The organism is Actinoalloteichus hymeniacidonis, assembly GCF_014203365.1.
GTDB classification, from domain to species: domain Bacteria; phylum Actinomycetota; class Actinomycetes; order Mycobacteriales; family Pseudonocardiaceae; genus Actinoalloteichus_A; species Actinoalloteichus_A hymeniacidonis.
In genome coordinates this window covers 3,826,063-3,851,214 of record NZ_JACHIS010000001.1, presented here as the reverse complement: position 1 = coordinate 3,851,214, position 25,152 = coordinate 3,826,063, and the positions used below count along the sequence as shown (strand labels likewise).

At 69.3% G+C, this 25,152-nt stretch carries 24 protein-coding genes; 19 read left to right on the top strand and 5 right to left on the bottom strand.

Annotated elements, in window-relative coordinates:
* Position 1: 1 nt before the first annotated feature.
* The gene (locus BKA25_RS15825) at positions 2 to 1,387 is read right to left on the bottom strand and encodes a PTS transporter subunit EIIC (protein WP_084642892.1); all 1,386 of its coding nucleotides are present in this window, start codon (positions 1,385 to 1,387) and stop codon (positions 2 to 4) included.
* Positions 1,377 to 2,183 carry a GntR family transcriptional regulator gene (locus BKA25_RS15820; RefSeq protein ID WP_069848718.1) on the bottom strand — a complete coding sequence of 269 codons (807 nt, stop codon included), beginning with the start codon at positions 2,181 to 2,183 and terminating at the stop codon, positions 1,377 to 1,379. The genes BKA25_RS15825 and BKA25_RS15820 overlap by 11 nt, the downstream gene beginning before the upstream one ends.
* A gap of 247 nt (positions 2,184 to 2,430) precedes the next feature.
* On the opposite strand from BKA25_RS15820, the gene BKA25_RS15815 reads away from it, so the two are divergent.
* The 8 genes from BKA25_RS15815 to aroQ all read left to right on the top strand — a co-directional run bounded on the left by BKA25_RS15815 (position 2,431) and on the right by aroQ (position 8,362).
* Positions 2,431 to 2,667: a PTS sugar transporter subunit IIB gene (locus tag BKA25_RS15815; RefSeq protein WP_069853576.1), complete on the top strand. Its 237-nt coding sequence runs from the start codon at positions 2,431 to 2,433 to the stop codon at positions 2,665 to 2,667.
* Entirely contained in the window at positions 2,664 to 3,158 is a 495-nt protein-coding gene (locus BKA25_RS15810) for a PTS sugar transporter subunit IIA (RefSeq protein ID WP_069848720.1), read from the top strand. The genes BKA25_RS15815 and BKA25_RS15810 overlap by 4 nt, the downstream gene beginning before the upstream one ends.
* Positions 3,159 to 3,231: 73 nt before the next feature.
* Positions 3,232 to 3,879, top strand: coding sequence for a prepilin peptidase (locus tag BKA25_RS15805; RefSeq protein ID WP_069848721.1), 648 nt, complete (start codon positions 3,232 to 3,234; stop codon positions 3,877 to 3,879).
* 113 nt (positions 3,880 to 3,992) lie between these two features.
* Entirely contained in the window at positions 3,993 to 5,180 is a 1,188-nt protein-coding gene (gene aroC, locus BKA25_RS15800; RefSeq protein ID WP_069853577.1) for a chorismate synthase, read from the top strand.
* Positions 5,177 to 5,752, top strand: coding sequence for a shikimate kinase (locus tag BKA25_RS15795; protein ID WP_069848723.1), 576 nt, complete (start codon positions 5,177 to 5,179; stop codon positions 5,750 to 5,752). The genes aroC and BKA25_RS15795 overlap by 4 nt, the downstream gene beginning before the upstream one ends.
* Before the next feature lie 104 nt (positions 5,753 to 5,856).
* Entirely contained in the window at positions 5,857 to 6,603 is a 747-nt protein-coding gene (locus BKA25_RS15790) for a lipoprotein (RefSeq protein ID WP_069848725.1), read from the top strand.
* Between the two features lie 218 nt (positions 6,604 to 6,821).
* On the top strand, positions 6,822 to 7,931 hold the full coding sequence (gene aroB / locus BKA25_RS15785; RefSeq protein WP_069848727.1) for a 3-dehydroquinate synthase: 1,110 nt from the start codon (positions 6,822 to 6,824) through the stop codon (positions 7,929 to 7,931).
* A complete protein-coding gene (gene aroQ / locus BKA25_RS15780) occupies positions 7,928 to 8,362 on the top strand; it encodes a type II 3-dehydroquinate dehydratase (protein WP_069848729.1) in 435 nt (144 codons plus the stop codon). Before aroB ends, aroQ begins: the two co-directional genes overlap by 4 nt.
* A 337-nt stretch (positions 8,363 to 8,699) precedes the next feature.
* On the opposite strand, the gene BKA25_RS15775 is transcribed toward aroQ, so the two are convergent.
* Positions 8,700 to 9,473 (bottom strand): hypothetical protein, encoded by a 774-nt coding sequence (locus BKA25_RS15775; protein WP_157421039.1) that lies wholly within the window; start codon positions 9,471 to 9,473, stop codon positions 8,700 to 8,702.
* Positions 9,474 to 9,870: 397 nt separating this feature from the next.
* On the opposite strand from BKA25_RS15775, the gene BKA25_RS15770 reads away from it, so the two are divergent.
* Positions 9,871 to 11,457 (top strand): glycoside hydrolase family protein, encoded by a 1,587-nt coding sequence (locus BKA25_RS15770; RefSeq protein ID WP_184285093.1) that lies wholly within the window; start codon positions 9,871 to 9,873, stop codon positions 11,455 to 11,457.
* A 187-nt stretch (positions 11,458 to 11,644) separates the two neighbouring features.
* Here BKA25_RS15770 and BKA25_RS15765 read toward each other — a convergent pair whose 3' ends face one another.
* A complete protein-coding gene (locus BKA25_RS15765) occupies positions 11,645 to 12,613 on the bottom strand; it encodes a glycoside hydrolase family 6 protein (RefSeq protein WP_069848735.1) in 969 nt (322 codons plus the stop codon).
* A gap of 215 nt (positions 12,614 to 12,828) precedes the next feature.
* Here BKA25_RS15765 and BKA25_RS15760 point away from each other — a divergent pair, with 215 nt between their 5' ends.
* The 3 genes from BKA25_RS15760 to nusB all read left to right on the top strand — a co-directional run bounded on the left by BKA25_RS15760 (position 12,829) and on the right by nusB (position 15,030).
* Positions 12,829 to 13,938, top strand: a complete 1,110-nt coding sequence (locus tag BKA25_RS15760; protein WP_069848737.1) for a M24 family metallopeptidase — start codon at positions 12,829 to 12,831, stop codon at positions 13,936 to 13,938.
* A 109-nt stretch (positions 13,939 to 14,047) separates the two neighbouring features.
* Complete coding sequence (efp, locus tag BKA25_RS15755; RefSeq protein WP_069848738.1) at positions 14,048 to 14,611, top strand: elongation factor P; 564 nt, start codon at positions 14,048 to 14,050, stop codon at positions 14,609 to 14,611.
* Positions 14,611 to 15,030, top strand: a complete 420-nt coding sequence (gene nusB, locus BKA25_RS15750; protein ID WP_069848740.1) for a transcription antitermination factor NusB — start codon at positions 14,611 to 14,613, stop codon at positions 15,028 to 15,030. Before efp ends, nusB begins: the two co-directional genes overlap by 1 nt.
* 94 nt (positions 15,031 to 15,124) lie before the next feature.
* Here the strand turns inward: nusB and bldD are convergent, their stop codons facing one another.
* Positions 15,125 to 15,613: a transcriptional regulator BldD gene (gene bldD / locus BKA25_RS15745; protein ID WP_069848742.1), complete on the bottom strand. Its 489-nt coding sequence runs from the start codon at positions 15,611 to 15,613 to the stop codon at positions 15,125 to 15,127.
* Between the two features lie 255 nt (positions 15,614 to 15,868).
* Between bldD and pyrR the strand changes: the two genes are divergently transcribed.
* The 7 genes from pyrR (at position 15,869) to pyrF (ending at position 24,958) form a co-directional block, all read left to right on the top strand.
* Complete coding sequence (gene pyrR, locus BKA25_RS15740; RefSeq protein WP_069848743.1) at positions 15,869 to 16,495, top strand: bifunctional pyr operon transcriptional regulator/uracil phosphoribosyltransferase PyrR; 627 nt, start codon at positions 15,869 to 15,871, stop codon at positions 16,493 to 16,495.
* The gene (locus BKA25_RS15735) at positions 16,492 to 17,421 is read left to right on the top strand and encodes an aspartate carbamoyltransferase catalytic subunit (protein ID WP_069848745.1); all 930 of its coding nucleotides are present in this window, start codon (positions 16,492 to 16,494) and stop codon (positions 17,419 to 17,421) included. The genes pyrR and BKA25_RS15735 overlap by 4 nt, the downstream gene beginning before the upstream one ends.
* Complete coding sequence (locus BKA25_RS15730; protein WP_069848747.1) at positions 17,421 to 18,776, top strand: dihydroorotase; 1,356 nt, start codon at positions 17,421 to 17,423, stop codon at positions 18,774 to 18,776. The genes BKA25_RS15735 and BKA25_RS15730 overlap by 1 nt, the downstream gene beginning before the upstream one ends.
* The gene (locus BKA25_RS15725; protein ID WP_084642894.1) at positions 18,773 to 19,318 is read left to right on the top strand and encodes a PH-like domain-containing protein; all 546 of its coding nucleotides are present in this window, start codon (positions 18,773 to 18,775) and stop codon (positions 19,316 to 19,318) included. Before BKA25_RS15730 ends, BKA25_RS15725 begins: the two co-directional genes overlap by 4 nt.
* Positions 19,315 to 20,448, top strand: a complete 1,134-nt coding sequence (carA, locus tag BKA25_RS15720; RefSeq protein WP_069848751.1) for a glutamine-hydrolyzing carbamoyl-phosphate synthase small subunit — start codon at positions 19,315 to 19,317, stop codon at positions 20,446 to 20,448. The genes BKA25_RS15725 and carA overlap by 4 nt, the downstream gene beginning before the upstream one ends.
* 365 nt (positions 20,449 to 20,813) lie before the next feature.
* Positions 20,814 to 24,119 (top strand): carbamoyl-phosphate synthase large subunit, encoded by a 3,306-nt coding sequence (gene carB, locus BKA25_RS15715; RefSeq protein ID WP_069853579.1) that lies wholly within the window; start codon positions 20,814 to 20,816, stop codon positions 24,117 to 24,119.
* Positions 24,116 to 24,958, top strand: a complete 843-nt coding sequence (gene pyrF / locus BKA25_RS15710; RefSeq protein ID WP_069848753.1) for an orotidine-5'-phosphate decarboxylase — start codon at positions 24,116 to 24,118, stop codon at positions 24,956 to 24,958. Before carB ends, pyrF begins: the two co-directional genes overlap by 4 nt.
* The last annotated feature ends 194 nt before the right edge of the window (positions 24,959 to 25,152 follow it).

Sequence of the window (25,152 nt, the reverse complement as noted above, 5' to 3'; positions counted from 1 at the left end):
ATCACTCCTTCGTCTCTGCCGAGGGCTTGCTCGCCGGGCTGGTGGACTCCTTGGCGGACGTGGTTTCTGCGGACTTCGTCTCGGTCGACGTCGCGCCGCTCTCCGGGGTGGATGCCACCGTCACCGGCTCGGCTGCTGCGGGCGCAGCGGCACTGCCGCCCTCGTCGTCCTCGTCGTCCTCCCGACCCGGCGTCGCCAGGTTCCACTTGGTGATCACCCAGCGGAAGACGAAGTAGTAGATCGCCGCGAAGACCAGACCGATCGGGATGATCAACCAAGGGGCGGTGGCCAGACCCCAGTTCAGGACGTAGTCGATCGCGCCTGCCGAGAAGCCGAAACCGTGATGCACGCCCAAGGCGTTGGTGACGGCGTGTGAAAGACCGGTCAGCAGGGCGTGCACCACCAGTAGCGGCCACGCCACGAAGATGAACGCGTACTCCAACGGTTCGGTGACGCCGGTGAGGAAGGAGGCCAGGGCTCCCGCGAAGACCAGACCGCCGACCATCTTCTTCTTGTGCGGCTTGGCGGTGTGGTAGATCGCCAGGGCCGCCGCGGGCAGCGCGAACATGAAGATCGGGAAGAAGCCCGTCATGAAGGTGCCCGCTGCGGGGTCGCCTGCGAAGAACCGGTTGAGGTCGCCGGTGACTCCGTCGTAGTCCCCGAACAGGAACCACACCACCGAGTTGAGGATGTGGTGCAGACCGAAGGGCAGCAGGAAGCGGTTCAACACGCCGTAGACGCCCGCGCCGAACACCGTGGAACTGGCCACCGCGTCACCGACCCAGGTGAGGCCCGCGTTGAACCCGGTGAAGATCAGGCCCATCACCACGCCGACGATGATCATCACGAACGCGGTGATCATCGGTACGAAACGACGCCCGCCGAAGAAGCCGAGGTAGGTCGGCAGCTTGATCCGGTGATATCGCTGCCATAGATAGGCGGCTATCAAACCGGAGACGATGCCGCCCAACACGCCGTACGGGCCGTTGTTGAAGTTCTTGCCCTCGGTCAGTTCCTCACCGAGCATCGCCCACAGGACATTGTGGAGCACCAGATAGCCGACCACGGCCGACAGGGCGGTGGAACCGTCGGCCTTGCGCGCCATGCCGATCGCGACACCCACGGCGAACAGCAGCGGTAGGTACTGGAACAGCGCGTCGCCACCCTGGCCGACGACCTGCGCCGCGCGGTCGAAGAAGTCACCGGGGATGGCGGCGATCAGCTCACCCTGCCCCGCGCCGGAACCATCGATATAGCCCAATCTGGACAGCAGCGCTGCTGCCGGAAGCACCGCGATCGGCAGCATGAGGCTGCGGCCGAACCGTTGTGCCAGGGCGAATCCTTTACTGTTGCGACCGCGTGCCGCCGTAGAGGCGTCAGCGCTCATGGGTTCCTCCTTGCGCAGGATGGTGCGGACCCCCGGTTGTGCCGGGTCGGTCCAACGGCATCGTCAACTGGTACTTGTCGCCCCGGTACCAGGACGTGGTGTCCTCGACCGGATGCTCTCCCGCCGACGAGACACGGCGGAAGACGAGGAGCGGGCTGGAGGTCCGCACCTTGAGCAATCGCGCGGTCGAGACGTCCGCCTCGGCCGCCCACACGGTCTGCCGCCCGTGATCGAGCAGGACCCCGTAGTTCTGGGCGAGCAGGTTGTACAGCGATCCGGTCAGGTCGTGGTCGAGCAGGCCGGGCACCCGTTTCGGGCTGAACCAGCCGTGTTCCAAGGCCAGCGGGGTTCCGTCGGCCATCCGCACTCGGCAGACCCGGTAGGCGGGTTCACCAGGGGCCAGCCCCAGTGTCGTCGAGGTGCTCGCGGTCGGAACCTCCTCGCCGCAGGTCAACACCATGCTGGTGACGGTCATGCCATGCCGCTCGATCTCCTGGGTGAACGAGGTCAGCGGCGGTGTCTCCAGCCGAGGACGCGCGGTGAAGGTCCCCTTCCCCCGGATCCGGGTCAGCAGACCCGCCGCGACCAGCCTGCCGATGGCCTCCCGCACCGTGAGCCGGGAGACGCCGAATCGCTCGGCCAGTTCGCGTTCCGAGGGGACCGCGGAATCCGGCGGCAGTTCGTGTTCGACCAGATCACGCAGGATGGCGCCGAGTTGGACGTGTTTCGGGGTCGGGCCCGCGGCGAGGCGTCGGCGCGGATCGCGCCGTGCGGGTCTCTCGCCATGCTCGGCCATCGAGCGAGCCCCCGTCCTGGTGTTGTCGGCAGCTGCCGATCGGTACGAACTTCTCGCCTGCGGCCAGGGTGGATTGGTACTGTCCGGTCCAGACCACTTAGCCGTGGAGAATGCTCGCCGCGATCTCGGGTGTCAACCATTCGTGAGGTCACGAGCGAGTCTCGGCGGCAGCGGGGTTTCCCGTGCCGAAGACCGCTCTCGGTGTCGCTGGGCAATGGCGCCGGGTGCGAACGAGGAGGACGACGACGTGAGTCAGGACAAGGCCGCCGGGATTCTGGCCGCAATCGGCGGAAGCGACAACATCATCGAGATCGAACCGTGCATCACCAGACTCCGCTGCGAGCTGTCGAACGCGGATCTGGTCGACGAGACCGCCCTGCGGAAGATCGGCGTGCACGGCGTGCTGCGTTCCGGCGATGCCGTGCAGATCGTGGTCGGCCCGGATGCCGACAACATCGCCAGTGACATCGAGGATCTGCGATGAACGCATCGACGGAGACCACCTCCGACGAGTCGGTGCGCACCTCGGTCCTGTCACCGGTGAACGGCCGGGTGGTGTCCTTGACCGAGGTACCGGACGAGGTCTTCGCGCAGGCCGTGGTCGGCCCCGGTATCGCCGTGGAACCGGAGGACGAGGAGGCGTCGACGGCCGTCGCGCCCATCGGTGGTGTCATCGCGGCCCTGCATCCGCACGCCTTCGTCGTCACCGCGCCGACGGGCGTCTCGATCCTGGTCCACCTGGGCATCGACACCGTGCGACTCAAGGGCGCGGGTTTCACCCTGCACGCAGCCAAGGGCGACACGGTGCAGGCAGGACAGAAGCTGATCGACTGGAGCCCGACGGCCATTCGAGGCGAGGGCCTGGCCACGGTGTGTCCGGTGATCGCGCTGGACGCCGCGCCGGAGTCGCTGCTGGAGTTGCATGCCGACGGGCCGGTGGCCACCGGCGAGGAGCTGTTCGCCTGTCGGCCTTGATCACCCGATCTTCCTGCGGTGTTACCCGGCCGAGTGATGCGCCGCGCCGAGGTCGATCGGCAGCCTGGTTCCCATGATCAACGAAGCGTGGTTCCCGGTGGCTCTCACCCTGCTCGCCGCTGTGGTCGGTTTCCTTCTCGGCGGGGCGGGGGCACGCCTGCTCGGTCGACTCCGGGTGCCCGCTCCCGTGCCGGTGTACGGCTGTGCGGCGTTGGCGGGTCTGTTGTGGACGGTCGCTGCGCTGCGCGTCTCCTCGGGGGCGTTGCCGGTCGGCTGGTTGGCGGTCTCGTGTGCTGCGGGGCTGTTGACGGTGCTCGCCGCCGCGACGGACCTCGCTCATCGACGCCTGCCGGACCTGCTGACGCTGCGGGCACCGCCGATACTGGCGTTGCTGCTGATCTTCGCCGCTTGGGCGGCGGCCGATGGCGGTGTCCTGATCCGTGCCGTGCTCGGCGGGCTCGGCTTGGCCGCGCTCTATGCGTCGGTGCACCTCGCGAGTCCGAGGGCGTTGGGCGCGGGCGACGTCAAGCTGGCGATGGTGGTCGGGATGATCCTGGCCTCGGTGTCCTGGGCGAGTTGGCTGCTGGCGGCGGTGATCACGCCGCTGCTGACCGGTCTGCTGGGGCTTGCCGTCGCGCTGCGTCGGGGCGGCCGCGTCTCGATACCGCACGGTCCGAGCATGCTGATTCCCGCCTGGCTTCTCGTGACCTTCCAACCGTGACCGGCGGGGCGCCCCTCTTGCTGTCGAGACGAGGATCCCGGGCGGTGCGCGTCGGCGGTGGTCGGGCCGCTCCCGGGAGGGGAACGACCGATGCGACGTGGGAGGATCGCCCGGTGTTGCGTTGGATGACCGCAGGTGAGTCGCACGGGCCCGCGCTGGTCGCGGTGATGGAAGGCATGGTGGCAGGCGTCGAGGTGACGACCGCCGACATGACCACACAGTTGGAGCGCCGCAGGCTCGGCTTCGGCAGGAGCCCTCGGATGGCCTTCGAGGTGGACGACCTCGAGGTCATCGGTGGCATCCGGCATGGGACAACCCAGGGCGGCCCCGTCGCGGTCCGGATCGGCAACACCGAGTGGCCCAAGTGGCAGAAGGTCATGGCGGCCGACCCCGTCGACCCCTCGGAGCTCGAGGGCTCGGCGCGCAACGAACCGCTGACCAGGCCCCGGCCCGGACATGCGGACCTGGCGGGAATGCAGAAGTACGGGTTCGACGAGGCACGGCCGGTGTTGGAGCGCGCCAGTGCTCGGGAGACGGCGGCCCGCACGGTGCTGGGCACGGTCGCGGCCCGATTCCTGGAGCAGGTGCTCGGGGTGCGGGTTCTCAGCCACGTGGTGTCCATCGGTGAGGCGGCCTCGCAGGGACATCCACTGCCGGAGTTCGGCGATCTGGCCGCGATCGACGAGCACCCGGTGCGTTGTTTCGACCCGGCTGCGGGCGAGGCGATGATGGCCGAGGTCGAGGCGGCGAAGAAGGACGGCGACACCCTCGGCGGCGTCATCGAGGTGCTCGCCTACGGACTTCCGCCGGGGCTCGGCTCCCATGTGCACTGGGACCGGCGCCTCGACGCCCGCCTGGCGGGCGCGCTGATGGGGGTCCAGGCGATGAAGGGCGTCGAGATCGGCGACGGGTTCACCACCGCCCGGCGTCGCGGCAGCGCCGCACACGACGAGATCGACCCCGCCGACGGCCCGAACTGGGTGCGCAGGCGCAGCAATCGCGCGGGTGGTCTGGAAGGCGGTATGACCAACGGCGAGCCGCTGCGGGTCCGGGTCGCGATGAAGCCGATCTCCACGGTGCCCAGGGCGCTGGCGACCATGGACGTCGTCACCGGCGAACCGGCGGTGGCCATCCATCAGCGGTCCGACATCTGCGCGGTGCCCAGGGCAGGGGTGGTCGTCGAATCCGTGGTCGCGCTCGTGCTGGCGGACGCGGTCTTGGAGAAGTTCGGCGGCGACTCGGTCGCCGAGACACGACGCAATGCCCAGGCATACCTGCGGGAGTTGGAGGAGCGCCGATGAGCGGCTCGACGCCGATCGTGCTGGTGGGTCCGCCGGGAGCGGGTAAGTCCACCACCGGACGACTGCTGGCCGGGCGCTTGGGCCTCGGCTTCCTCGATGTCGACGACGAGATCGAGCGGCAGGCGGGCCGGACCGTCGCCGAGATCTTCACCGGGCAGGGCGAGGACGTCTTCCGCAAGTGGGAACGCGACACGGTGCGTCGCAGCCTCGTCGAGCATCGCGGGGTCCTCGCGCTGGGCGGCGGAGCGGTGCTGGCCGATGAGACCAGGTCCTTACTGCGGGAGCACACCGTGGTCTTCCTCAACGTCGGGATGGCCGAGGGTGTTCGGCGGACCGGTCTCTCCTCCAACCGCCCGCTGTTGGCGGGGATCAACCCCAGGGCGACCTTCAAGGCCTTGCTGGACGCTCGACTCCCGTTGTATCGCGAGGTCGCGAGCCTGGAGGTCATCACGGATCGACAGAGCGCCGACGAGGTCGCGGTCGCGGTGCTCACCGAACTCGCCGCGCTCGACAGCGGGGATGCGGCGAGCGGGTCCACTGACGCGGGTCCGGCCGAGCCCGGCACCGTCTGAGTGGCGAAACGGGTGAATCCAGCGGCGCAGGCAACCTGAACCCGCCGGTGGACGTCGAGATGGCAACGCCTGCCAGCCGGGCGGGCCGATCGAGAAGAGATGCCATGAACCGGGTTATCCGTCTCTCGACCTCCGCCGTGCTCTCGCTGGTCCTCGGCGTCGCAGTGCTTGCGGGGTGCACTACCGGGCCCGCCGACGGCGACGGGGCCGCTCCGCCGAGCGGCCCCTCGACCGGGGATGGCGAGGCCTCCGAGGGCACTACCACCGAATCCGCCGATGTCCAACCGGGCGGCTCCGCAGAGCCCGACCCCTCGCACATCGCGGACGACCCGCCCGGCTCGAACCCGGGAGCTCCGGGCGCGCCCGCCCCACCCGGCGAGGTCGCCCAGAGCGGGGTGACCGTCGGCTCGCCGGACGGCCCGTGTCCGTTACCCGTCAGTCTGAGCGCGGCCGCGGACTGGGAGGTCATGGACGTGACCGACCTCGACATCGTGATGCACGGGCTGGTTCCGTTGTGCGAGCTGCACGGCAGGCATGCCGGGGTGTTCGGTTCGATCCGGGTGAACACCTCGCAGGACCCGGCCTCGGATGCGACCACGGCCCTCGAGGCCTATGCGAGCGAGGCGGTCGAGGGCGTCCCCGAATTCCGGGACGTCGTCGTCGATGGCACGCCCGCCGTGGAGGTGTCGTTGTTCCGGGCGGGGGAGTGGCAACGCCAGGAACTGGCGCTGGCGGTGGACACCGAGGCACAGCCGATCATCGTGACCCTCACCGGACTCGATCTCGCCGAGTTCGAGTCCGGGCTACCCGCCTATCGGCTGGCCGTGAACACGCTGCACATCAACGGCTGACCCTGGGGCCCGCAGCGCAATCCGCCGGTGGTGGAATGCTGGCATCGGATGGCGGCCCGGTGCTTCCTTCCGTGCCGGGCTCCGAGAGCGGCCGGGTGGCCCTTCTGTCCCGGTGTCGGTCGGACGAACGAGCTGACGGACCTGTGGTGCGGGCGTGCCACCCCGGCCGCCGGGCCTGCCGCATCTGCAACCGACCGACGACCGTGCTGAGGAGCGCAATGTCAGACCCGATACGAGTTCGCGTCGCCACCGAGCGCCCCTACGAGGTGGTGATCGGCAGAGGTTTGCTCGGCGAACTCGTGGAGACGCTGCGCACCGCGTCGTCCGTGGCGATCATGCACCAGCCGACCTTGACCACCACGGCCGAGTCGTTGCGGACCGAACTCGTCGACGCAGGCCTGGACGCCCACCGGGTGGAGATTCCCGACGCCGAGGACGGCAAGAGTCTGGCGGTGGCCGGGTTCTGCTGGGACGTGCTCGGAAAGATCGGAATGGACCGGGACGGCGTCGTCGTCTCCGTGGGTGGGGGAGCGGTCACCGATCTCGCGGGCTTCGTCGCCGGGACCTGGATGCGCGGCGTCCGGGTGGTGCACGTGCCGTCCACGTTGTTGGCGATGGTCGACGCCGCAGTCGGTGGCAAGGCCGGGATCAACACCGACGCGGGCAAGAACCTGGTGGGCGTCTTCCACGAGCCTGCGGCCGTGCTGGTCGATCTCGCCACCTTGGAGACGTTGCCGCGTAACGAGTTGCTCGCGGGGATGGCCGAGGTCGTCAAGGCCGGTTTCATCGCGGACCCGGTGATCCTGGAGCGGGTCGAGGAGGATGCCGAGGCGGCCACCGATCCCACCGGACCGGTGCTGGCCGAGCTGGTGCGCCGAGCGATCCAGGTGAAGGCCGATGTCGTGGCGGCCGATCTGCGGGAATCGAGTCTGCGAGAGATCTTGAACTACGGGCACACTCTCGGCCACGCGGTGGAACGCCGGGAGCGCTACCGCTGGCGGCACGGCGCAGCCGTGGCGGTCGGCATGATGTTCGCGGCCGAACTGGCCAGGTTGGCGGGCCGATTGGACGATGCGGACGTCGAGCGGCACCGGCGGGTCCTCGCCGCGTTGAGCCTGCCGACGTCCTATGACCCCGACGCGCTGTCGTCCTTGGTCGAGTCGATGCGGCGGGACAAGAAGACCCGATCGGGCGTCCTGCGGTTCGTCGTGCTGGACGGCATCGGCAAGCCGGGGAGGCTGGAGGGGCCCGATCCGTCGTTGCTGGCCGCTGCCTACTCGGCGATCAGTGGCGAGCCCACTCGACCGAACGGAGGGATCCTGCTGTGAGGGCATTGGTGCTCAACGGGCCCAACCTGGGCAGGCTCGGACTCCGGGAGCCCGAGGTCTACGGATCGACCACCCACGCCGACCTGGTGGCGTTGTGCGAGGCGACCGGCGACGAGCTGGGCATGTCGGTCACCGTCCGACAGACCGACGACGAGGGTCGGATGATCGGCTGGCTTCACGAGGCCGCTGACGAGAAGCTGCCCATCGTGCTCAACGCCGCGGCGTGGACGCATTACTCCATCGCGATCCGGGATGCGTGCGCGCAACTCACCGCTCCGTGGGTGGAGGTGCACATCTCCAACGTCCATCAGCGGGAAGAGTTCCGCTCCCACAGCTATCTCTCCGCCTTGGCCAGCGGGGTCATCGTCGGGCTCGGGGTCGCCGGGTATCCGTTGGCGCTGCGTTGGTTGTCGCAACACGGTGGATCCTGACCCGCGTCGTTCGCCAGATCGCGGCCGTGACTCGTGACGCTTGGGACATCCACGCGACGGGCTCGACCGAGGCCGGGTGGGCCATCACGATGGACGGACATGATGGCCCGCCCCACCCCGGCAGACCCGGGCCGAGCGCGGATTCACGGAACCCACGGGCGAATATGGATGCGGGTGGCCTGCCGCATGCGGTTTCCTTAATCGGCTGGCCGCGATGATTCCCCGATTCGCTGTGGATAGTGCTTGGATTCACGCATCCGGCGATATTCGAACCAGGATCGTTGCACTATTCGCAACGCCTTGTCGGATAAGAGGGCACCCACCGGATTGCGATCGATCAATACCTGGGTGGAGCCTGCGCTGGGGTTCGCTGTGGTAGCCGTGGCCCTATTCCCGCTCCGACAGTGACCAGGCAGCTACCGAGCAGCGTGACCCAGCATCCGATTTCGGCTGCCGCGAAGTCGCCATCGAACAGCCGGTAGATGTACAGGCCGTGGATGACGGTAATGGCGAACGCGGTCACCGCAGCTGTCGTGTTGGATCCGGCGATTCGCCCCTGGGCGAGCTGTTTGCCAGAGTTGCACAGGATGATCCAGGTGCCGACCTTGCCTCTGACGCCGCCCATGGTCCAGGTGGCGCCGTAGAGGCCCTGCAGCCCGACCAGCACGAGAGCGCCCCAGCCGAAATACCAGACCATGAGGTGGTTGCCCCAGGCACCCGAGAGGATTCCCTGGTCGAGCGCCGTGCGGTAGAGCTCATGCACCCTCAACAGCGGTTCGCCCCGGGCCCAGTCCAGCGCCGCCACTCCGATCGCGGCGACGATCGTCCCCACCACGACCAACGCCGAGGGGAGCGCGTTGAAACGCGTGTAGCGCTGCTTTCCCGCAGGCGGGGTCGGCGTGCCCGGCTGTTGATGTTGTCCCGTCGGGTAGGCCGTTCCTGGGGCCACGGGGCCGCCGTACTGACCGGGCCCGCCGTGCTGTCCTTGGCCGGGAGCGCCGGTGTTCGGCGGCATGGCGGGCGGTTGACCGGAATTCTGTGGATGCGGCGGCGCGATCGGGTACTGGGGATGCTGCTCGCCAGGCCTGTTCTGCTGGCCGGGGTAATTCATTCGGGGAGTATAACCACGGTGGGAGAGTGCGTACTGCTACTCGACTTCGGTACGGAGAAGCATCTTTGCTTTGCCGAGAGATATGACCGTCGGAGGTCGTCTTTCTTTACCATGGCTAAACGCGGGATGAAGCGATTCGCGCTGCGCGGTGTCCTTTCTCGGTCGATTGTCGCCTTTTCTGTGGCCTTGTGTCTTATTCCTCCTGGTTCTCTCTCGGCGAGTCCCCGGCCGCAGACCGGATGGGGTGGCTCTCCCGGCTCGACTGCGCCGCCCATGCCGTGATCCCTACACTGATGCGGATCCCCGGTGGGTGCTCCGGGGTCTCAGGCGGCACCGGGTCCGGTGCTCTCATGGAGGGGTCAACCACGGTGCGTGGTCCGCTGTCGGTGGTCGTGTGGTGACGCGTCCCGGAACCGGCTATCGCCGTATCCTGCGGCTTTGGGCAGTACTGCTCGTCCTCGTGACGGTGGCGGCCTGCACCGGAGCGCAGGGCGCGGACCGCGAGGACGGTGGATCCGACTCGGTGGATGTCCTGGCGTTGCCGGACGAGGACGGGTCGGACGCGGGCCCACCACCGGAGCCGTTGCAACTAGCGGTCGACGCGGTGCGCGGCAACGACACCCCGGTGCTCGCGGGCGATCACCGCGCCCCCTACAACTACGGACCCACCGTGCTGCTCGACGACGGTCGATACCGGGCGTACTGGTGCAGCCAGCTGCCCGGCATGGGACCTCCCGGCGACGACGTGCTGTACGCGGAGGCCACCGCGCCGGGTGGGCCGTACACGGCCGCCGACGGTTCCCCGGCGGTCGCCGTCTTCACCGGCGAGCCCGGCTCCTTCGACGGGATGCACACCTGTGATCCCTCGGTACTCAAGGTCGAGGACTCCTACTACCTCTACTACACGGGAGCGGCGGGGGATCACAACGACGGCAACGGCGTCGGAGTGGCGCACAGCTCCGACGGGATCACCTGGAATCGGCTCGGCGAGGGACACCCGGTGGTCTCCGCGTCCTACGACGAGGAGCGGGAGAACGCCTACGGTGCGGGCCAACCCGCCGCCGTGTTCCTGGACGACTGGTTCTACCTGATGTTCACCGACACCACCGGCGCGGCCGCAGGGTGGAACGGGGCCGGTCAGTTCGTTCTGCGTGCGAGGGACCCGCTGTTCACCGATGGCCTGGAAGCGCTCGGCCAGAACGGCTTCCAGCCTGTGGACTCCACCGAGGAGCCTCGGACGTTCTCGGTGGTCGACGCCTTCAGCGCGGACCTGATGTGGGTGGACGCGCTACAGAGCTTCGTGATCGCCCACCAGACCGAGGGAGGCACCAGCCTCACCTTCTGGGACCGCGATTTCCGCTACGCGCCCTACGAACGGCTGTTGATCGAGGGCCCGTGGCGAGAGGGTCCGGGTCTGGTGCGATCGCATGGGGGGCACGCGCCGGTACCGTCGGAGGATCCATGCGGCCGGGTGCCCTTCGACGTCCTGCGGGCCACGACGGGCTCGGTCCCCACCGACATCGCGCACTTCGGTCTCGATGTGGTCGCGGCGAACGGCTGTCGCGATGCGCGTCGGGCCGCAGCAGTGCTGGACGGTTACGCGGTGCCGGCTCCCGACCGAACGGTGGAGCTGGTGATCGATGGAACCCGGGTACGCATCGAACGACGTTCGGTGGCGGAGAAGCTCGCCCATCGGGTCCTCGACGAACCCGTGCCCGCCGTGGCGGAACTGCCCTCGGACGGGACATTGGCCTCGGAACTGCCCGGCGTCCAGGTCGCGGACGGGCCGGTCGGTCTGCTGACCGAGGACCGGCTGTGGGTGGTCGGCGGCAAGGACGTCGCAGACCTGAACGGCTCGCGGATCACCGAGGTGACCCCCCAGGAGTGGGCGGCGCGACGCAACATCCGCGACCTACGTCGACGTGCCCTGCGACCGGCGGGTGACCGAATCGCCCGGCGTCGCCAGATGCGGCCGGGCGGCTGAGCCTCGACTCGGCCTGACACGTCGCGCTGGTGACGATTCGTCCGGCATGGGCGGGCACGAGGTCGTTCGGGCCCGGTGAGGTTCCCGGTCGCGCGAGCCGATCCCGGTGGGACCAGGGAGCGCGGCGGGCTGTCCGGTGCCCGCCCGCCGCGCCGATGGTCGCGGTCGGCCGCTCAGTCCCCGTTGTTCACCGGGTGCTCGCGGCCGCCAGGTCGTAGGCGAGTTGCGGAACGAACTCGCCCGCGCTTCCCGCGCAGCCGTCGGCCTCGCCGGGCAGCTTGATCCACAGGTAGGCGTCGATGGCCGCGTCCCCGGTGGCCGAGGTGCTCGGGGTTCCGATCGCGCGTCCCGCCGGGTCGCACCATTCGTCGCCCGCCGGTCCGTTGCCGTTGCGACTGGTATCGATCACCGCGCCGAGTCCCGGCACGCCGGTCGCGTCGAGGACCGCCTTGGCGTAGTTCGTCTCGTCGTCCGTCCAGCGGTAGTTCGAGACGTTCGTGGCGATGCCCGCAGCGCCGTCCGCGATGCCTGCTCTAACCAGTCTCGCCGCCGTCTCCTGGGGCGGGTGCCAGCCGGAGTGGCCTGCATCGAGATATACGTCGGCCTGCGCCGAGCCTGCGGTGAGGGCGGAGACTGCGTAGGCGATCGAATCGCTCACCTGGGCTTGTTCCGCCTCGGACATGCAGGAGTCCATCAGCGACAACACGTCCGGTTCGAGCACGATCGTCGCAGGTCGATCGGCGAGTCCTGCCGCGACCTGGTCGACCCAGGTTCGATAGGAATCGTGGTCGGGTGCCCCGCCGCCGCTGTGGTTGCTGCAGTCCCGGTTCGGGATGTTGTAGACGACCATGATCGGGATGCCTGCGGCATCGGCTGCGGCGCCGACGTATGCGTCGACCTGCGCCGCGACCTCGTCCGGGTTGTGCTGGGTGAACCACTGCGGCTGTGCGACGGTGGCGATGCGCTCGCCGATCAGCGCTGCTCGCGAGTCGTCCGGATTGGCCGCCACCCAGCGTGCGGCATTGGTCTCCGGGTTGACGTAGAACGTGTCGTCGAGCGGGGCGTCGGCCGATGCCGTTGGTGCGACGACGGCGCCACCGATGGCTGCGACCAGGACGGCGATCGTGGCGATACCCGCGCCGATTCTGCTGGTCATGCTCTCTCCTCTGGTCGTTGGTGTACGAAGACACCGTGCTGTGAGCGCTCCCAGACACGACAAGGTTACGATCTGATCTCGGGTCGCGGGTCCTCCTATCGAGGCTCCCGCTCTGCGCCATTCGGCCGAGCATCCGGGCCGCGCTCGCCGGCGAGACCCGGGCCTGCGGGCGAAAGCGGCGGTCGGCACGTCAACGGACTTCTATGCTGCCTGGCATGCCTGAATCACATGCCCTGCGTCGCGTCGCGCTGCGTGAACTGCTGCGCGACGCGAACCTGGACGCCCTGTTGGTGACCGACCTGCTCAACGTCCGCTATCTGACCGGCTTCACCGGGTCCAACGCGGCTCTGCTCGTGCACGGTTCCGACTCCGCAGGGGCCGAGGACCGTACTGTCTTCTGCACCGACGGGCGTTACCTGACGCAGGCGGGGGAGCAGGTGCCCGACCTGAACCGGGTGATCGAACGGGCCTCCGCCGCAGCGCTGGCCGCCAAGGCGGGCGCCGAGGCCGCCGCGTACCGACGCACCGGCTTCGAGAGCCAGACGGTGACCGTCGACGGGCTCGGCTCCCTCACCTCCGCCGCCGAGGGCGTCGAACTGGTGCGTGCGCCCGGCCTGGTGGAGCAGCTGAGGTTGATCAAGGACGACTCCGAGGTCGAGGCGCTCCGGATGGCGTGCGCCGCCGCAGACCGGGCGCTGGCCGAGCTGTTGGCCAACGACGGCCTGCGAGTAGGCCGGACCGAGATCGACGTCGCGCGCGATCTGGAGAACCGGATGCGCGACAACGGGGCCTCCGGGCCGTCCTTCGAGACGATCGTGGCCTCGGGTGCGAACTCGGCGGTGCCGCACCACCGGCCGACCGCGAAGGCGTTGCGCGCGGGTGACCTCGTCAAGATCGACTTCGGTGCGCTGGTCGACGGCTACCACTCGGATATGACCCGCACGATGGTGCTCGGGTCACCCGCCGACTGGCAGCAGGAGCTGTACGAGCTGGTCAGGAGCTCTCAGGCCGCCGGACGCGCTGCGGTGGCAGTCGGCGCCGAGGTGCGCGCGGTGGATGCGGCGGCGCGAGGGGTGATCGAGGCCGCCGGTCATGGCGAGCACTTCCTGCATGGCCTCGGCCACGGGGTCGGCCTGGAGATTCACGAGGCTCCGAGCCTGTCCAAGGCCGGTGCCGGTAGACTGATCGCCGGTATGGCCGTCACCGTGGAGCCCGGTGTGTACCTGTCCGGGCAGGGTGGCGTCCGCATCGAGGACACCCTCGTCGTTCGAGACGGCGAGCCGGAACTCCTCACCTTGACCACGAAAGAACTCGTGGTCGTCTGACGTAGTTCACGTCGCATCGCCGCAGGTATGCGGGCGTGCAGCCTGCGGCCAGTCCCCGCCCCGGCTCGTCTTTCCGGCGGGCCCACTCGACTCAGGAGATACCACCACCGTGGCGAGCACCAACGACCTCAAGAACGGACTGGTCCTCAACCTCGACGGCCAGCTGTGGACCGTCGTGTCCTTCCAGCACGTCAAGCCCGGTAAGGGCGGCGCGTTCGTGCGAAGCACCCTGAAGAACGTGCTCTCCGGCAAGGTCGTGGACAAGACCTTCAACGCAGGCGTGAAGGTCGAGACGGCCAACGTCGACAAGCGCGAGATGACCTACCTCTACCGTGATGGCACCGACTTCGTGTTCATGGACGGCGAGACCTACGAGCAGCTGCACATCCCGACCGAGACCGTCGGCGATGCGGCCAAGTACATGCTGGAGAACCAGACGGCGGTCGTGGCCGTGCACGAGAGCGTCGCGCTGTACGTCGAGCTGCCCTCCTCGGTGGAGCTGATCGTCAAGCACACCGACCCCGGCCTGCAGGGCGACCGCTCCACCGGTGGAACCAAGCCCGCCGAGCTGGAGACGGGCGCGGAGATCAGCGTTCCCCTGTTCCTCAACACGGGCGACAAGGTCAAGGTCGACACCCGCGACGGCCGCTACCTGGGCCGCGTGAACTCGTAATGGGCTCACGCAGCAAGGCCCGCAAGCGCGCCGTCGACCTGCTCTACGAGGCCGACGTCCGTTCGGTGGACCCGATCACGCTGCTCTCCGATCGAGTGGGCGTGCCCGAGCTGCCCCCGGTGAACGACTACACGATCACCCTCGTGGAGGGCGTGAAGGAGCACCGGCAGCGGATCGACGAGCTCCTCTCGGAGTACGCCGAGGGCTGGACCCTGGCGCGGATGCCCGCGGTGGACCGGGCGGTGCTGCGACTGGGCGTCTACGAGCTGCTGTGGTCGGAGGAGGTGGACGACAAGGTCGTCATCGACGAGGCCGTCGAGCTGGCGAAGACTCTGTCGACCGACAACTCCCCGAGGTTCGTGAACGGCATTCTCGACCGGCTGGCCAGGATCGCCGATCGGTTGCGCGCGGCGAGTTGACGCCTCGGGGGCGCCGTCACCTGTGTCATGACGGCGCCCCCGGCGGTTCAACGGTGGTGCGGGTGGAGCTCGGGTGTTTCAGTTGGTGAGCAGCTCACTCCTCCTTGGCGGGTCGCGCCTCGGGAGGAAGGACCCCCCAGTCGATGAGCTGCTCGGTCAGTTCCCCCGGCGACATGTCATAGATGATCGCCAACGACCGCAGGTCCTCGGTTCTGATGGAGAGGACCTTGCCGTTGTAGTCGCCCCGTTGGCTCTGGATGGTGGCCGCGTAGCGAGCCAACGGACCGACCTTCTCCGCTGGCAGCTGTTGCAGACGTTCCAGATTTATCACGATCTTCGTGGCGGGCTCCGCCCCGGACGGCACCCGGCCCTCCGGAAGCAGTTCCGCCACGGGCACGCCGTAGAAGTCGGCCAGTTCGGCGAGCTTCTGGACGGTGACCGCCCGGTCGCCGCGTTCGTAGGAACCGACGACGACGGCCTTCCACCGGCCGCCTGACTTCTGCTCGACCCCATGCAGCGACAGCCCTTGTTGCTGGCGGATCGCGCGGAGCTTGGCGCCCAGCGCCTTGGCGTAGTCGCCCATGTGGCGGTTCTCCGTTTCGTTCGCCCCGTCAGCCTCTAGACAGGTCTGCGGGAAGGCCCAGATCAATACGCAGAGTAATGTTCGCTTGCCGTCGTCACCAGGTCAAGCCGGTGCGACTGCTACAGCCGGGCGAGTTTCTGACACCACCCGGAAGATTGACAATCGCACACTGCTACCGTCCGAACCGTCCGAGACCCTCGGACCCCGACGTCCTTTAACGACCCGTCCAGCGAGGCGGGGAAGGAGGTCTACACCGTGGCGCCACGCTCAGCCCGAGCGGGTGCGACGAGTTCCCAGGAGCGCGAACTGCTCGTGGGGGCCGATGTCGCACGCACGATTGCCCGGATGGCCCATCAGCTCATCGAGAAGACGGCGCTCGACGCGTCGGATGCCCCACGAGTCGTCCTGCTCGGCATCCCGACCCGAGGTGCCCCGTTGGCCAGGAGGCTGGCCGCCAAGATCACCGAGTTCACCGGTGTGACGATCCCCACCGGCACCGTCGACGTGACTCTCTACCGCGATGACCTGCGACGTCGTCCCAACCGGCCGTTGGAACCGACGAGCCTGCCCGATGGTGGTCTCGACGACGCGCTGGTGGTTCTGGTGGACGACGTGCTGTTCTCCGGTCGGACGGTGCGGGCTGCCCTGGACGCCCTGCGGGACCACGGCCGTCCTTCGGCCGTGCAGCTCGCGGTGCTCATCGACCGAGGCCACCGTGAACTGCCGATCCGCGCGGACTACGTCGGCAAGAACGTGCCGACCGCCCGCCGCGAGGAGGTCCTGGTGCGGCTGGCGGAGCTCGACGGTGCCGACGCGGTACTGCTACGCAGGTCGGAGTCCGACGTCGCCGCCGAGGACCACACGCCAGAGGACGCCGGATGAGACACCTGCTCTCGATCGCAGACCTCGACGTCGCCGACGCGAACATGCTGTTGGACACCGCCGACGAGCTGAAGAAGACGCTGCTCGGCAGGCAGGTGCGCAAGCTGCCCACCCTGCGCGGTCGCACGGTGGTCACCGTGTTCTACGAGAACTCCACCCGGACCAGGGTCTCCTTCGAGATCGCCGGGAAATGGATGAGCGGCGATGTGATCAATGTCTCCATCGGCGGTTCCTCGGTGGGCAAGGGCGAGTCGCTGCGCGACACCGCGCTCACCCTGGCCTCCGCAGGCGCGGACTGCGTGATCGTCCGGCACCCCGCCTCCGGGGCGGCGCATCGACTCGCGAGCTGGTTGGACCAGACCGGGGTCGCCGTGGTCAACGCGGGCGACGGCACCCACGAGCACCCCACCCAGGCACTACTGGACGCTCAGACCTTGCGCGAACGGTTGGGTGAACTCGCAGGCAGGCGGGTCGCGATCGTCGGTGACGTCCTGCACAGCCGCGTCGCCCGATCGAATGTGCGCCTTCTCACCCTTCTGGGGGCCGAGGTCGTGCTGGTCGCGCCGCCCACTCTGCTGCCCACCGGCGTCGGATCCTGGCCCGTCGAGGTACGGCACGATCTGGACTCGGTTCTCGGCGGGGTGGACGCGGTGATGATGCTGCGGGTGCAGGCCGAGCGGATGCACGGCGGTTTCTTCCCGTCGGCTCGCGAGTACGCCGTGCACTACGGCCTCAACAAACGACGGCTCGACCTGCTGCCCGAGCACGCACCGGTCCTGCACCCCGGTCCGATGCTGCGCGGTATGGAGATCAGCTCCGCCGCTGCGGACTCGGAGCGTTCACAGGTCACCGAACAGGTCCGAAACGGCGTTCACCTGCGAATGGCCGTGCTCTACCACCTGCTGGCCGGAGAGGAGGCCGAGTGATGAGCTCGACTGATCTTGTCTCGACGCCCGTGGTATTGCGTGGGGCCCGCCCCTATGGCGAGGGCGAACCGGTCGACCTGCGCGTCGACGAGGGACGGATCACCGCCATCGGCCCGGTCGACTCGCTCGACACCACAGGCGCCGAGATCGTCGAGGCCGCCGGGCTCATCGTGCTGCCCGGCTTCGTCGACCTGCACACCCACCTGCGGGAACCCGGTCGAGAGGACGCCGAGACGATCGACACTGGTTCCGCATCCGCGGCGCTGGGCGGTTACACGGCGGTCTTCGCGATGGCCAACACCGATCCGGTCGCCGACAACGCGGTGCTCGTCGAGCACGTCTGGCGGCGTGGCCGCGAGGTCGGGCTGGTGGACGTGCACCCGGTGGGGGCGGTCACCGTCGGACTGGCGGGCGAGCGGCTCGCCGAGCTGGGCGGGATGGCCGCCTCGCAGGCAGGCGTGCGGATGTTCTCCGACGACGGGCTGTGCGTCGCCGACCCGCTGCTGATGCGCCGGGCCCTGGAGTACTCCTCGACGCTGGGCGCCACCATCGCCCAACACGCGGAGGAGCCTCGGCTGACCGTCGGCGCCCAGGCTCACGAGGGCGAGCACGCCGCTCTGCTGGGCCTGGCCGGCTGGCCCGCCGCGGCGGAGGAGTCGATCGTGGCCCGCGACTGTCTGCTGGCCCATCACACCGGCGGCAGGCTGCATGTGTGCCATGTCTCCACGGCGGGCACCGTCGAGGTGCTGCGTTGGGCGCGTGCCTCGCTGTCCGGCCTGCGCGGCCCGGCGGCCTCCGGTCGTCGCGGCCGGGTCTCCGCCGAGGTCACCCCGCATCACCTGCTGCTCACCGACGACCGGCTGAGCACCTACGACCCGGTGAACAAGGTCAATCCGCCACTGCGTACCGAGTCCGACACGCTCGCGCTGCGGTCCGCGCTGGCCGAGGGCGTCATCGACTGCGTGGCCACCGATCACGCCCCGCACGCCCCGCAGGACAAGGACTGTGAATGGGCCGCCGCCAGACCTGGGATGCTGGGCTTGGAGACGGCGTTGTCCGTCGTCGTCGAGACCATGGTGAACACCGGGCTGCTGGATTGGCGCGGCGTCGCCAGGGTGATGAGCGAGCGTCCTGCGGAACTGGTCGGGCTCACCGACCAGGGCAGGCCGATCGCTGTCGGCGAACCGGCCTCGCTGACCCTCGTCGACCCGACCGCGCACTGGACGGTGCGCGGCACGGAGTCGGCGAGTCTCGCTGACAACACCCCCTTCGAGGGGATGCGACTGCCCGCTCGGGTGGTGGCGACCATGTTGCGCGGTCGATTCACCGCGCAGGACGGGAAGGTGCTCGGGTGATCCGACTGCTGATGACGTTGGCCGTACTGGGGTTCTTCGTGCTGTGCGCCTACGGAATGTGGCGCGGTTGGCACCGACGGGCCGCCGACCAGGCCGCGATGCTGCCGGACCCGCCCTCGGCGACCGCCGAACTGCTGGCGGCCACCGACCTGCGCCCCGCCCTCACCGGTGTCTACATCGGCACCACCTCGGCGGAGAACTGGCAGGCCAGGGTGTTGGCGGGCGACTTCGGTCACCGCTCGGCAGGCTCGCTGCGGCTGGTGGCCGACGGCGCGCTGATCGAGCGCGACGGCGCGAGCACCCTGTGGCTGCCCGCCCACGCCTTACGGACCGCCCGGATCGACAGCAAGTCGGCGGGCAAGGTCGTGCCGGGCGGCGGTCTGCTGGTGATCACCTGGCAGCACGGGGACTTCGACTTGGACACCGCCTTCCGTGCCGACGAGCGAGGCGACTATGAGCAGTGGGTGCGCGACGTGCGCGCCCTGGCGGCGGGCGAACCGTTCGGCGGTACGCCCCAGGAGACGACGGAGGCGGATAGGTGAGCGGACGGTCCCCGGCGAAGCTGGTGCTGGAGGACGGGCGCGTCTTCACCGGCGGGGCATACGGCGCCGAGGGTGAGAGCCTCGGCGAGGTGGTCTTCTCCACGGCGATGACCGGCTACCAGGAGACGCTCACCGACCCCTCCTACCACCGGCAGATCGTGGTGCAGACGGCGCCGCAGATCGGCAACACCGGCTGGAACGACGAGGACGACGAGTCGAAGCGGATCTGGGTCGCGGGTTACGTCCTGCGCGACCCCAGCCGAACGCCGTCGAACTGGCGGTCCCGTCGCACCCTGGCCCAGGAGTTGGACCGGCAGGGCATCGTGTCCATCGCCGACGTCGACACCCGCACCCTGACCCGACACATCCGCGAGAGCGGTGCCATGCGGGCGGGCGTGTTCTCCGGTGCGGCCCTGGCCGATGACGAGGAGCTGCTGTCCAGGGTGCGCTCCGCGCCGCCGATGGCGGGGGCCGATCTGGCAGGTGACGTCAGCACGCAGCAGCCCTACGTGGTGCCCGCCATCGGGGAACGCAGGTTCACCGTGGCGGCCCTGGATCTGGGCATCAAATCCAACACCCCCCGGATGCTGGCGCAGCGGGGGATCGAGGTGCACGTGCTGCCGGTGTCCTCGTCCTTCGAGGACGTCCTGGCGGTCGAACCCGACGGCATGTTCCTCTCCAACGGCCCGGGCGACCCGGCCACCGCCGACCACCCGGTCGCGTTGACCAGGGCGGCGTTGAGTCGCGAGCTGCCGTTGTTCGGTATCTGCTTCGGTAACCAGATCCTCGGTCGGGCGCTGGGTCTCGGCACGTACAAGCTGCCCTACGGGCACCGGGGCATCAACATCCCGGTCGTCGACGCGGCCACCGGCCGGGTCGCCATCACCTCGCAGAACCACGGCTTCGCGGTGGCGGGCGCGGCGGGCGACCGGTTCGACACCGACTTCGGTGCGGCGCAGGTGAGTCACCACTGCCCCAACGACGGTTCGGTGGAGGGGCTGCGGTGCACCGACGCACCCGCCTTCAGCGTCCAATACCACCCGGAGGCGGCGGCGGGTCCGCACGACGCGGCCGGCCTGTTCGACGAGTTCGTCGACCTCATGGCGACCAGATCCGCATCCGCGTCGTGACGACGGCGGACTGCGGAACATCCCGGTGGGCATCTCGGCGATGACGCCGAGTCCCGGCTGCCGCGCCGCCGTGCGATCGCCACGGGCGCGGCGGCCGGGATCGCCCGGTGCACCGGCCGGATCGGCCGTGCTCTCGGCGAGTCCACCCCGGCGGGCCGACCCCGCCTGCCGGTTCGAGACGAGGCCCGAGTGCCCGCCGGGCAGATGCCCGTGTCGGCCCGGGCGGCGGCCGTGCTGCCTCCGGCCGCCGCCGATCGCCTCGGCAGCGGTGCCCGCGCCTGCGAGCCGCGCCCGCCGAGCCCACCCGAAGAAGCGTTCGAAGACTTTCGCGACGGAGTCCGTCGCCTGCTCCAGTGAGGGAATCCATGCCGAAACGGACCGACATCAACCATGTGATGGTGATTGGCTCCGGGCCGATCGTCATCGGTCAGGCCTGCGAGTTCGACTACTCGGGAACCCAGGCCTGCCGGGTACTGCGAGAAGAGGGGCTGCGCGTCAGCCTGGTCAACTCCAACCCGGCGACGATCATGACCGATCCCGAGTTCGCCGACGCCACCTACATCGAGCCGATCACGCCCGAGTTCGTGGAGAAGGTGATCGCCGCGGAGCGTCCGGACGCGCTGCTGGCCACCCTCGGTGGGCAGACCGCGCTGAACACCGCCGTCGCGCTGCACGAACGCGGCGTGCTGGAGCGCTATGGCGTCGAACTGATCGGTGCCGACATCGACGCGATCCAGCGCGGTGAGGACCGCCAGATCTTCAAGGACATCGTCCGCTCCGTCGGCGGCGAGGTGCCCCGCAGCCGTGTCTGCCGTTCGATGGAGGAGGTCCGCGAGACCGTCGAGGACCTGGGTCTGCCGGTGGTGATCCGGCCCAGCTTCACCATGGGTGGCCTGGGCTCCGGCATGGCCCACACCCAGGAGGAGCTGGAGCGGCTCGGCTCGACCGGTCTCACGGAGAGCCCGGTGACCGAGGTGCTCATCGAGGAGAGCGTCCTCGGGTGGAAGGAGTACGAGCTCGAGCTGATGCGCGACCACCGGGACAACGTGGTAGTCGTGTGCTCGATCGAGAACATCGACCCGATGGGCGTGCACACCGGCGACTCGGTGACCGTCGCGCCCGCCATGACCCTGACCGACCGCGAGTACCAGGAGCTGCGCGATCTCGGAATCGCCGTGCTCCGGGCGGTCGGGGTGGAGACCGGCGGCTGCAACATCCAGTTCGCGGTCAACCCCACCACCGGCAGGCTCGTCGTCATCGAGATGAACCCTCGGGTGTCGCGCTCCTCGGCGCTGGCCTCGAAGGCGACCGGCTTCCCGATCGCTAAGATCGCCGCGAAGCTCGCGGTCGGCTACACCCTCGACGAGATCCGCAACGACATCACCGGTGAGACCCCGGCGAGCTTCGAGCCGACGCTGGACTACGTGGTCGTCAAGGTGCCCCGGTTCGCCTTCGAGAAGTTCCCCGGCGCCGACCCGACGCTGACCACGACGATGAAGAGCGTCGGCGAGGGCATGTCGATGGGCCGCAGCTTCACCGAGGCCCTCGGCAAGGCGCTGCGCTCCATGGAGACCCGGGCGCTGAGCTTCTGGACCAAGCCCGACGACGAGGGCGAGACCCTCGAATCGACGCTGGCCCGACTGCGGGTCCCGCACGACGGCGGGCTGTACACGATCGAACGGGCCCTGCGACTCGGCGGCACCATCGAGCAGGTGCACGAGGCGTCCAAGGTCGACCCGTGGTTCCTGGACCAGATCCTCTCGCTGGTGGAGCTGCGTCGGGAGATCATCGATGCCCCCGTGCTGGACGAGTCGTTGCTGCGCGCCGCGAAGCGCTCGGGCCTGTCCGACCGCCAGCTCGCGGCCCTGCGCCCCGAGCTGGCCGGGGAGGACGGCGTCCGGGTGCTGCGGCACCGGCTCGGGGTCCGCCCGGTCTACAAGACCGTCGACACCTGCGCCGCCGAGTTCGCCGCGACCACGCCGTACCACTACTCGGCCTACGAGGTCGACGCCGCGGCCGAGACGGAGGTCGTCGAGCAGCGGGATCGCCCCAAGGTCATCATCCTCGGATCCGGGCCGAACCGGATCGGCCAGGGCATCGAGTTCGACTACTCGTGTGTGCACGCGGCGATGGCCCTGCGCGAGGCGGGGCTGGAGACCGTGATGGTCAACTGCAACCCCGAGACCGTCTCCACCGACTACGACACCTCCGACCGGCTCTACTTCGAGCCGCTCACCTTCGAGGACGTGCTCGAGGTCGTGCACGCGGAGCAGGCGTCGGGCACCGTGGTCGGCGTCGTGGTCCAGCTCGGCGGCCAGACACCGCTGGGGCTGGCCCGCAGGCTGGCCGAGGCAGGCGTCCCCGTGGTGGGCACCGCTCCGGAGGCCATCGATCTGGCCGAGGACCGGGGCGCCTTCGGTGAGCTGCTCGACGCCGCGGACCTGCCCGCCCCGCGCTACGGCACCGCGACCTCCTTCGAGGGCGCCCGGCGCGTCGCCGACGAGATCGGCTACCCCGTGCTGGTCCGGCCGTCCTTCGTGTTGGGCGGACGGGGTATGGAGATCGTCTACGACGAGACCACGCTGGCCGACTACATCGCCAGGGCCACCGAGGTCACGCCCGAGCACCCGGTGCTGGTCGACCGTTTCCTGGACGACGCCATCGAGATCGACGTCGACGCGCTGTGCGACGGCGAGGAGGTCTTCCTCGGCGGCGTGATGGAGCACATCGAGGAGGCGGGCATCCACTCCGGTGACTCCTCCTGCACGCTGCCGCCGATCACCCTGGGCCGCACCGACCTGGAACAGGTCCGCCGCCACACCGAGGCCATCGCCAAGGGCATCGGGGTGAAGGGTCTGCTCAACGTCCAGTACGCGCTCAAGGACGACGTGCTGTACGTGCTGGAGGCCAACCCGCGGGCGTCGCGGACGGTCCCCTTCGTGTCCAAGGCGACGGGAGCGCCGCTGGCCAAGGCGGCCGCCAGGATCATGCTCGGCGCCACCATCGCACAACTGCGCGCCGAGGGGATGCTGCCTCGGGAGGGCGACGGGGGCGAGCTCCCCGCCGATGCACCGGTCGCGGTGAAGGAGGCCGTGCTGCCCTTCCACCGGTTCCGTACCCCGGAGGGACAGGGCGTCGACTCGCTGCTGGGCCCGGAGATGAAGTCGACCGGTGAGGTGATGGGCATCGACGTGGCGTTCGGCCCGGCCTTCGCCAAGTCGCAGGCCGCGTCCTACGGCTCGCTGCCGACCTCGGGTCGGGTGTTCGTGTCGGTGGCCAACCGGGACAAGCGCTCGATGGTGTTCCCGGTGAAACGACTGGCCGACCTCGGTTTCGAGGTGTTGGCCACGGCGGGCACCGCCGAGGTGCTGCGGCGGAACGGGATCCGCTGCACAGTGGTGCGCAAGCACTTCGAGGGAGCGGGAACGATCGTCGACGAGATCCGGGCGGGCACCGTGAACCTGGTGATCAACACCCCCTATGGCAACCCCGGACCCCGGGTCGACGGTTATGAGATCCGCACGGCGGCCGTGGCCAGGGACATCCCCTGTGTGACGACCGTGCAGGGCGCGGCGGCTGCGGTCCAGGGGATCGAGGCGTCGATCCGCGACGACATCGGCGTACGCAGCCTCCAGGACCTCCAGGCGGCCTTGCGGAAGGGGCGCGAATGATCACGACCTTCGGTGCTCGGTTGAGTGCCGCCATGGACGCCAGGGGCCCGTTGTGCGTGGGGGTCGATCCGCACCCGGCGCTGCTCACGGCGTGGGGGCTGACCGACGACCTCACCGGGCTGCGGCGCTTCGCGGAGATCTGCGTCGAGGCGCTGGCCGACGAGGTCGCGATGCTCAAGCCGCAGTCCGCCTTCTTCGAATCCCACGGTTCCGGTGGGATCGCGGTGCTGGAGCAGTTGATCGCCGACGCCCGAGCCAGGGGAACCCTGGTTCTCGTCGACGCCAAGCGGGGCGACATCGGTTCCACGATGACCGCCTACGCCAAGGCCTATCTGACCGAGGGCTCGGCGCTGGCCGGGGACGCGGTCACCCTCTCCCCGTATCTGGGCTTCGACTCGCTCGCACCCGCCTTCGAGGCCGCGAGCGCATCGGGGCGCGGGGTGTTCGTGCTCGCGCGCACCTCCAACCCGGAGGGCTCATCCGTACAGGACGCGGTCGCCTCGAAGGCGGACGGCGAGCGCAGTGTGGCGCAGGGCATGGTCGACGCTGCCGCCCAGCTCAACGTGGGAGCTCCACGATTGGGCGCGGTAGGACTTGTGGTCGGCGGGAACCTGCCGACGCTGAATCTCGATCTGAGCGGCTTGAACGGACCGATCCTCGCTCCGGGTTTCGGAGCACAGGGCGGCACGGTCGCGGATCTGCGTCGCCTGTTCGGGCCGAACCTCGAAGGAGTCCTGCCGACCAGTTCCCGCGACGTCCTGCGGCACGGACCGGACGCCGAGGCGCTGCGGGCGGCGGTTCGCGAGCTGCGCGCGCGGCTCACCGAACCGGCGGCCTGACTCCGGCCGGGCCCCTCGGTGACGGGGCCGTCCGGTGGCGGGGGTGGACCGCCGACCACTGCGAGTCGAGACCGGCTCGTGGTGGCCGACGCCCACCACCCGCACTCGGGGCGTCCGCGCGGGCGAGAGGTGCCGCATCGGTGTCGCCGCCGACGAACGACGGGTATCGACCCTCGATCTCGGCGTGATCTCGA

Excerpts from the sequence above, each read along its gene's own strand:
- BKA25_RS15775 (WP_157421039.1), bottom strand. The coding sequence starts at position 9,473 with ATGAATTACCCCGGCCAGCAGAACAGGCCTGGCGAGCAGCATCCCCAG.
- pyrF (WP_069848753.1), top strand. The coding sequence starts at position 24,116 with ATGATCACGACCTTCGGTGCTCGGTTGAGTGCCGCCATGGACGCCAGG.
- BKA25_RS15810 (WP_069848720.1), top strand. The coding sequence starts at position 2,664 with ATGAACGCATCGACGGAGACCACCTCCGACGAGTCGGTGCGCACCTCG.
- BKA25_RS15735 (WP_069848745.1), top strand. The coding sequence starts at position 16,492 with ATGAGACACCTGCTCTCGATCGCAGACCTCGACGTCGCCGACGCGAAC.
- BKA25_RS15730 (WP_069848747.1), top strand. The coding sequence starts at position 17,421 with ATGAGCTCGACTGATCTTGTCTCGACGCCCGTGGTATTGCGTGGGGCC.
- BKA25_RS15765 (WP_069848735.1), bottom strand. The coding sequence starts at position 12,613 with ATGACCAGCAGAATCGGCGCGGGTATCGCCACGATCGCCGTCCTGGTC.
- BKA25_RS15790 (WP_069848725.1), top strand. The coding sequence starts at position 5,857 with ATGAACCGGGTTATCCGTCTCTCGACCTCCGCCGTGCTCTCGCTGGTC.
- bldD (WP_069848742.1), bottom strand. The coding sequence starts at position 15,613 with ATGGGCGACTACGCCAAGGCGCTGGGCGCCAAGCTCCGCGCGATCCGC.
- BKA25_RS15805 (WP_069848721.1), top strand. The coding sequence starts at position 3,232 with ATGATCAACGAAGCGTGGTTCCCGGTGGCTCTCACCCTGCTCGCCGCT.
- nusB (WP_069848740.1), top strand. The coding sequence starts at position 14,611 with ATGGGCTCACGCAGCAAGGCCCGCAAGCGCGCCGTCGACCTGCTCTAC.
- BKA25_RS15820 (WP_069848718.1), bottom strand. The coding sequence starts at position 2,183 with ATGGCCGAGCATGGCGAGAGACCCGCACGGCGCGATCCGCGCCGACGC.
- BKA25_RS15825 (WP_084642892.1), bottom strand. The coding sequence starts at position 1,387 with ATGAGCGCTGACGCCTCTACGGCGGCACGCGGTCGCAACAGTAAAGGA.
- carB (WP_069853579.1), top strand. The coding sequence starts at position 20,814 with ATGCCGAAACGGACCGACATCAACCATGTGATGGTGATTGGCTCCGGG.
- BKA25_RS15760 (WP_069848737.1), top strand. The coding sequence starts at position 12,829 with ATGCCTGAATCACATGCCCTGCGTCGCGTCGCGCTGCGTGAACTGCTG.
- BKA25_RS15795 (WP_069848723.1), top strand. The coding sequence starts at position 5,177 with ATGAGCGGCTCGACGCCGATCGTGCTGGTGGGTCCGCCGGGAGCGGGT.
- aroB (WP_069848727.1), top strand. The coding sequence starts at position 6,822 with ATGTCAGACCCGATACGAGTTCGCGTCGCCACCGAGCGCCCCTACGAG.